Origin of the sequence: Sphingobium quisquiliarum P25 (assembly GCF_000445065.1) — a bacterium.
In the GTDB taxonomy this organism is placed as follows: domain Bacteria; phylum Pseudomonadota; class Alphaproteobacteria; order Sphingomonadales; family Sphingomonadaceae; genus Sphingobium; species Sphingobium quisquiliarum.
This window is the reverse complement of the sequence record NZ_ATHO01000062.1, coordinates 22,293-28,662: the sequence shown is the minus strand read 5'-3', so window position 1 is coordinate 28,662 and position 6,370 is coordinate 22,293. Positions and strand designations below refer to the sequence as shown.

Sequence of the window (6,370 nt, the reverse complement as noted above, 5' to 3'; positions counted from 1 at the left end):
GCGCGCGGTCGCCGGGCAAGGCATCGCTCGACGGTATGAAGATGACGGGATGCGCCGGAGCAAGCGCGGCGGCCGCCTCCGCCAGCGCTTCCGCCTGCTGCTCATCATCCGCCAGATAAAGAATGTCGCCGTCGCGCAGCGCCTGTTCGATCATCAGCGCCGCTTCGCCGGTCGATCTCGGCTCCCTCTTGTCCTCGTCGCGCAGGATCAATCCTCCACCGCAGCCTTGGGAGGCCCGGTTCTGTCATATATTGTCATCGGATTCCGGCGCGCTGGCGTCCTCACCATGGGTAAGGGCGCATCAGCGCGGACGGGCGTTCAGTCGTTGGACTTGGCGACGCCGTTGCGGTCGTCATCCTCTCCGACATTATGCTCGCCCAGATGGCCGGGACCGTGATAGGCGATTTCCGACTGGCCGCCATGACCCATCACGCTGCCGAAATCATTGTCGCTGCGGCCCTTGCGGTAAGGCTGCGGATAGGGAGCGCCCTCGCTCTCGCCGCCGGGCGAATCCGCATCGCCCTCAAGATCGCTGACGCCGTCGCCATGGCCTCCCGCATGTCCGCCAGCAGGTTGCGGAGCGGCCGCGTGATCACCCTCGTCCGGCGCGTTCGGCCTTTTGCCCAGCGATGTCGCCTCTGCAAAGGCGGTGCCCGAAATATCCTCCACCTCGACATTGGTGCCGGACAGGCGATGGCGCTGGTCCGTGTTGCTGGCGCTTTCTTCCGCCGCCTTCTCTCCACGCCATCCTCCGATCGGCGGCGGCTCGTCATCCTTGATCGGGGAACCCTGCCCCTGCAAAAAAGCATTGCGGTCATTCATGGTCCTGTCCTCATTCAATCGGGTGAAGCGGCTGGCCGCCTTGTCCGCGTTGAACGCCTGGCCAGGCAGGATCGATCCGCTTTAATATGGGAGGAACAGGATAAGGCCGCGCCATTTTACGCCAGCCGCGCAGAACAGCCTAATCTCGATCAAAATAGGAAACCAGCGGGCGATTTAAGTATTCACGCTCCATGCCGCGTTACTTCATCAACATCTACAATGACGCCGATGTATTGGATGACGAAGGAGCCGATCATGCCGATCTTGCCGCAGCCAAAGAGGTCGCCATCCGGGGCGTGCGCGCCATGATGGCAGAGCATGTCTCCTCAGGCAGGCCGGTCAACTTGCGGCATCGGGTGGAAATAACCGATCACAGTGGAAAGGTTCTGGCAACAATCCCGTTTGGCGAGCTTATTACGATCGTCGATTGACGGTCCGCCACAACAACTTTGCTTGCAAGCCCTTGAGTGCCGCCATTTTACCTATTATCATGACCCTTGCGGGACCGGGCCCCTCTGGCGCGCTGCTCCTTCTGGGGTGAGCGCGTGATGTCGGACCGCATCGGATAATCCGATGCGATCGGCGGGCTGCTTTCCGCTCTCCTCGCATCGGGTCTGCGATCGGCATGGCTGGACAAGAGGAGCGCTGTTCCATGGAATTTCTGTTTGCCGACTGGCTCGGCACCCCGGCCTGGTTCTGGCTGGCATTTCTGGTGATCGTGGTTGCGCTGACCGCCTTTGACCTGGGCTTCCTGCACAAGGAAAACCGGGAAATCGGCATTGGTGAAAGCCTGAAGCTGTCGGCCTTCTATATCGGCATCGCCCTGCTGTTCGGGGTCTGGATCTGGTTCGCGCGCGGACCGGAACCGGGAATGCAATATTTTACCGGCTTCTTCATCGAAAAGGCGCTGTCGATCGACAATGTCTTCGTGATCAGCCTGATCTTTACCTATTTCGCCATTCCGCCCCGCTACCAATACCGGGCGCTGCTGTGGGGCATCGTCGGCGTCATCGTGCTGCGCGGCCTTATGATCGCGGGCGGCGCTATGCTGCTGCATGAAGCCTATTGGGTGCTCTACCTCTTCGCCGTCTTCCTGATCTTCACCGGCGTCAAGATGCTGTTCACGGCGGACAAGCCCATGGACATCGGCAACAATCCCGCGCTCCGCTTCATTTCCCGGCATATCCGCGTGACGCCCGAACTGCATGGCGAACATTTTCTGGCCAGGATGCCGCATCCGGTGACCGGCAAGATGGTGACGGCGGCCACGCCGCTGCTGCTGGCGCTGGTGGTCATCAACTTCGCCGACCTCGTCTTCGCGGTGGACAGCGTGCCCGCCATTTTCGCAATCACCACGGACACCTTCATCGTCTATACGTCGAACGTTATGGCGATACTGGGCCTGCGCGCGCTCTATTTCGCGCTGGCGGCGATGGTGCATCGCTTCCATTATCTGAAATATGCGCTGGCGCTGATCCTGGTCTATATCGGGGCGAAGATCTTCATCGCCGACTTCCTGATGGACGGCGGCAAGTTCCCGCCGGTCTGGAGCCTGGGCGTCACCTTCGCGCTGATCGCCGGGGGCGTTGGCTGGTCCTTGTGGAAGACCCGCCAGGAGGCGGGCGGCGCTGCCTGAGCGCCGCCGCCATGATGTCATGGGTCGTGGGGCAGATATTCGAACCCCACGACGCTGGCGTCCTGGATCAGGGCGGCGGTGAATTCCTCCACCCTATGGACGTTCGCGCCGTTGACGGTCGTGCTCAGTTCCAGATAGCCGTCCTTCAACCGCTGGCTGATCACCGAAGGCACCAGGCCGAAGCGGGAGAGGCTGGCGCGGAAGTCGCGTTCGGACATGACGTCGGACCGGCGATACCGGATCATGATGCGGGCAAAGCGCTGCTGTGGCAGAAGCCGTTCGGACGCCGCGACCGCCGCCAGCACGCCCAGCGTCACCAGCGTCCCGCCAATCGCCAGGCTGTAGAAACCGACGCCGAACAGCACGCCGAGCGACGATGTCATCCACAGCGACGCGGCGGTCGTCAGCCCCCGGACGTTGAGTCCTTCGCGAAAGATCACGCCGCCGCACAGGAAACCGATGCCCGTCAGAACGCCATGGGCCATGCGGACGGGATCGATCCTGATAAGGTCGTCGGGCGTATCGCTGAGCCAGCGTATCTGATGCACCGCCGCCAGCATCAGCAGCGCGCAGGACAGGCTGACCAATATATGGGTGCGAAATCCCGCCGGGCTTGACCGGTATTCCCGCTCCGCGCCGATGAGTCCCCCTGCCAGAACCGCGCCAAGCACCGGAAGCGCAAGGTCAAGGTCCAGCAGGTTCATCAACGATCGGTCTTTGCCTCCAGATCGCGCGCCATCTTCAAATGGCCTTCGACCACGGCCGCGATCTCGCCCGCCGCCGTCTTGAGTCCGGCATCGGTGCCGCCTGACGCATAGGAGCGCATCAGCGCCAGCGCATCCTCATGCGCATCCACCTGGCCGTCGATATATTCCTCGTCAAACTTCGCGCCGGTCAGCTTCTGAAGGTCGGCCAGGTCTTCCTTCTGGTCCGCCGTCAGCGCGGCATCGATCGTCACCGCCGGTTTCGCCTTACCGGCCGCGGCCTTGATCTTGGCGCTGGATTCGGTGTGGGCCTTGATCATCTGCGCAGCGAAAGCCTTCACCTCGGCGGAGGAAGCCTTGGCCGCCGCCAGCTTCGCCGCTGCGATTTCGAACGCATCGCTCTTTGCCGCCTTGTTCGCGAACTCCTGCGCCGAAGGGGTGGGCGTGAGCGCCGCCATGGCGTTATCAGCAGCGTTTTCGATCCTGTCCCCGGCCGCATCAGCCGTCGCCGCCGCCGAACCGGCGGCATTCTCCGCCCGCTGCTCGGTCGCTTCGTTACAGGCGGCCAGGGTCAGCCCGGTCGCCAGGATCATGAAGGTCATGCGGTTCATCTTATTCTCCCTGAATGCCACGACCGCCAACGCATGATCGGGCTTTGCCGTTCCGGCAGCGTCCCAAATGCAGCGAAGCCAACGCGCATTTTGACGCGGGTCAAGGTTCCGGCGTTCCCGCGCGCCTATTCTTCTCTTTGCAAAGGAGGAACCCATGGCACAGCTTTTCGGCAGCTACTTCCCGCATCTGGTCGTTGGCCTGATGCTTCTCTTCATGCTCATCCTCGGCAGCCTGAGCATCGGCGACGCATTGCGTGGCAGACGGAATTGAGCAGCGCCGCGCCTGTGGAGGAAACACTGCCCTTCGACGCGGTCGGAGGACGGGAGGGCGTCCAGGCGATTGTGGAGCGCTTCTATGATCTCATGGACTCCGTTCCCGCCTATGCCGAATTGCGATCGCTGCACGCCAGCGACCTTGGCCCCATGCGCAAGTCGCTGGCCGGGTTCCTGACCGGATGGCTCGGTGGCCCCGCCGACTGGTTCGCGGCCAATCCAGGCAAATGCATGATGACGCTCCACAACCGCTTTTCGATCAGCGCCGCCATTGCGGACCAGTGGGTGAAGGCCATGGACCAGGCCATGCGCGACTGCGCCGTGGAAGGGGATGTGGCAAAGCGCATCGGCGCGGCCTTCGCCTCCATGGCTTCGGCGATGGTCCGCGCCTGACCCTCTCTCTCGCTGCCTGCCGCTGACCCGCGACGGCCCCTCCTGCCGTCAGCGGGTTTGTTCCGATATGGCCATGATGTGATCGTCGTAGCCGGGGAACACATAGTCGAACTCCAGCACCAGGCCGCTGCCCAGCGGTCCGTCGACGATCAGATCCGTCTCGCAAAAGGCCTGCACGCCGTTGCGGCCATAGGTGTAGCGGGTGACGCCGCGATAGACGGGCGACGCATCCATGCGCGCGTCGATCTCGCTATTCCCCGGCAGCGCGCGATTGACCAGGAATTTAAGCCGCCCGGCAAAGCGCGCATCCTTCGCCTCCAGCGCCTGCAATGCAAGGAAGCGCTCCTCCAGAAAATCGAGCGAGTCGAGCAGGAAGCCGACATGGAAATCATATTCCGGGTCGGCCGCATGGGCGGCGCGATAGGCGCTCACCGCCGGATGCTCGTTAGCAGTGCCCATGCCCAGGCTTTCGCGCGCAGCGGCGATCAACTGCGCCGTTGCTGGCGGCAGCGGTGACAGATAGACGATATTGTCCGCCTGATTGAGCGCATGGCTGTTGGCCGTGAAGCGGTAGAAGGTGCCGCCCGATGGCAGTTCCATTTCCTGCGTCCGCACGAGCCCAGCCGTTTCCAGCAGCACCGCCGCCGCCTCGCCATCTTCTGGGAGCGGGTAATGAAGGTTCACATGGCTGATGGTCTGCGCCACGCTTGAACGATCGATCGTCTGGGCCTTCATGCCTGTTCCTCCGCCTTCCTCTATTGCAAGGACTTCAAAAGAGCCGGTGGAACGGTCAGCCGCCTTGATCGCGATCAAAATTGCCTGCTATCGCGTATTTTACTGCCGATTATAAAACGCATATGGCAGAAGTTTTCCGCATTCTCCCCTAATGATGCGCAGGTAAAAATCACATTCGCGACGCTTTGTTGGTCAATTTTGATCGCGGTCAATTCGGTCGCCCCCGTCCAGCGGCATCATGGCACGGCAATATGAGTGGAGACCCCCATGGAAGTCGCGGCACTTGCCTATAGCGTGATCTCGTCTCGCAACCCGTCCCAATGGGTGCGTTTCGCGGAAGACATTGCGGGCTTTTCGGCGCATGCCGTGCTTGGCGGAATCGCCCTGCGCATAGACGAGCGCGCCGGAAGGCTGTTCATCGTGGAAGATGAACGGGACGGCTATTTCGCCAGCGGCTGGGAAGTGCGCAATGAGGAGCAGTTCGCCCATGCGCTCGCCCTGCTCGATGCCCAGGGTGTCGCCTACAACCATGCGACCCAGGCCGAACGCGCGCTGCGCCACGTCACTGACATGGTGTGGTTCAAGGACCCGTCCGGCAACCGGCATGAACTGTCCTACGGCTATGTCAGCAGCTTCACGCCTTTCTGCTCGCCGCAGGGGACGCGGTTCGTCACCGGCGATCTCGGCTATGGCCATGCCGTGCTGCCCGCACCGAAAATCGCGGAAACACGCGCCTTCCTGACCGGCATCCTCGGCCTTGGCCTGTCGGACTTCATGGTCCACCGGCCGATGGGCCAGGGCGGACCGGAAATGCGCATCGATTTCCTGCATTGCGCCAATGGCCGCCATCACAGCCTGGCCCTGTTCGAAGGCGAAGTGCCATCGGGCTGCGTCCACCTGATGGTGGAAGTCGCCACCATTGACGAGGTCGGCCACGCCTATGACCGGATGCTCGCCGCCGGTGCGCGGCTGATGGCGACGCTGGGCCGCCACACCAATGATCACATGATCAGCTTCTATGTCGAAACGCCCGGCGGCTTCGCGCTGGAATATGGCTGCGGCGGCCGGGTCGTGGACTGGGATCATCACACTGTTTTCGAAAGCACGTCCGCCAGCCTGTGGGGCCATGATTTCAGTGTCGGCTTCGGCGCTGACGAACAGGCAAGACTGGCCGACGCGGCCTGATCAGAAGGAGA

General features: G+C 62.4%; 9 protein-coding genes. 4 read left to right on the top strand and 5 right to left on the bottom strand.

Annotated features, from left to right (window positions below):
- Nucleotides 1-211: hypothetical protein (locus L288_RS29290; RefSeq protein ID WP_041208021.1), on the bottom strand; the 211-nt coding region annotated here is incomplete at its 3' end.
- A gap of 107 nt (nucleotides 212-318) precedes the next feature.
- Entirely contained in the window at nucleotides 319-822 is a 504-nt protein-coding gene (locus tag L288_RS29285; protein WP_021237743.1) for a hypothetical protein, read from the bottom strand.
- Between the two features lie 191 nt (nucleotides 823-1,013).
- Between L288_RS29285 and L288_RS29280 the strand changes: the two genes are divergently transcribed.
- Together L288_RS29280 and L288_RS29275 are read left to right on the top strand one after the other, a co-directional pair.
- Complete coding sequence (locus L288_RS29280; protein WP_021237742.1) at nucleotides 1,014-1,253, top strand: DUF6894 family protein; 240 nt, start codon at nucleotides 1,014-1,016, stop codon at nucleotides 1,251-1,253.
- A gap of 221 nt (nucleotides 1,254-1,474) precedes the next feature.
- On the top strand, nucleotides 1,475-2,458 hold the full coding sequence (locus tag L288_RS29275; protein WP_021237741.1) for a TerC family protein: 984 nt from the start codon (nucleotides 1,475-1,477) through the stop codon (nucleotides 2,456-2,458).
- 17 nt (nucleotides 2,459-2,475) lie between these two features.
- On the opposite strand, the gene L288_RS29270 is transcribed toward L288_RS29275, so the two are convergent.
- Nucleotides 2,476-3,162, bottom strand: a complete 687-nt coding sequence (locus L288_RS29270; RefSeq protein WP_021237740.1) for an MgtC/SapB family protein — start codon at nucleotides 3,160-3,162, stop codon at nucleotides 2,476-2,478.
- Nucleotides 3,162-3,773 (bottom strand): DUF4142 domain-containing protein, encoded by a 612-nt coding sequence (locus L288_RS29265; RefSeq protein WP_021237739.1) that lies wholly within the window; start codon nucleotides 3,771-3,773, stop codon nucleotides 3,162-3,164. Before L288_RS29265 ends, L288_RS29270 begins: the two co-directional genes overlap by 1 nt.
- 267 nt (nucleotides 3,774-4,040) lie before the next feature.
- Here L288_RS29265 and L288_RS43825 point away from each other — a divergent pair, with 267 nt between their 5' ends.
- Nucleotides 4,041-4,439, top strand: a complete 399-nt coding sequence (locus L288_RS43825; protein WP_021237737.1) for a group II truncated hemoglobin — start codon at nucleotides 4,041-4,043, stop codon at nucleotides 4,437-4,439.
- Between the two features lie 48 nt (nucleotides 4,440-4,487).
- Here the strand turns inward: L288_RS43825 and L288_RS29255 are convergent, their stop codons facing one another.
- Nucleotides 4,488-5,174: a hypothetical protein gene (locus L288_RS29255; RefSeq protein WP_021237736.1), complete on the bottom strand. Its 687-nt coding sequence runs from the start codon at nucleotides 5,172-5,174 to the stop codon at nucleotides 4,488-4,490.
- A 267-nt stretch (nucleotides 5,175-5,441) separates the two neighbouring features.
- On the opposite strand from L288_RS29255, the gene L288_RS29250 reads away from it, so the two are divergent.
- Complete coding sequence (locus tag L288_RS29250) at nucleotides 5,442-6,359, top strand: VOC family protein (RefSeq protein ID WP_021237735.1); 918 nt, start codon at nucleotides 5,442-5,444, stop codon at nucleotides 6,357-6,359.
- Nucleotides 6,360-6,370: the final 11 nt, after the last annotated feature.

Excerpts from the sequence above, each read along its gene's own strand:
- L288_RS29285 (WP_021237743.1), bottom strand. The coding sequence starts at position 822 with ATGAATGACCGCAATGCTTTTTTGCAGGGGCAGGGTTCCCCGATCAAG.
- L288_RS29255 (WP_021237736.1), bottom strand. The coding sequence starts at position 5,174 with ATGAAGGCCCAGACGATCGATCGTTCAAGCGTGGCGCAGACCATCAGC.
- L288_RS29270 (WP_021237740.1), bottom strand. The coding sequence starts at position 3,162 with ATGAACCTGCTGGACCTTGACCTTGCGCTTCCGGTGCTTGGCGCGGTT.
- L288_RS29265 (WP_021237739.1), bottom strand. The coding sequence starts at position 3,773 with ATGAACCGCATGACCTTCATGATCCTGGCGACCGGGCTGACCCTGGCC.
- L288_RS29250 (WP_021237735.1), top strand. The coding sequence starts at position 5,442 with ATGGAAGTCGCGGCACTTGCCTATAGCGTGATCTCGTCTCGCAACCCG.
- L288_RS29280 (WP_021237742.1), top strand. The coding sequence starts at position 1,014 with ATGCCGCGTTACTTCATCAACATCTACAATGACGCCGATGTATTGGAT.
- L288_RS29275 (WP_021237741.1), top strand. The coding sequence starts at position 1,475 with ATGGAATTTCTGTTTGCCGACTGGCTCGGCACCCCGGCCTGGTTCTGG.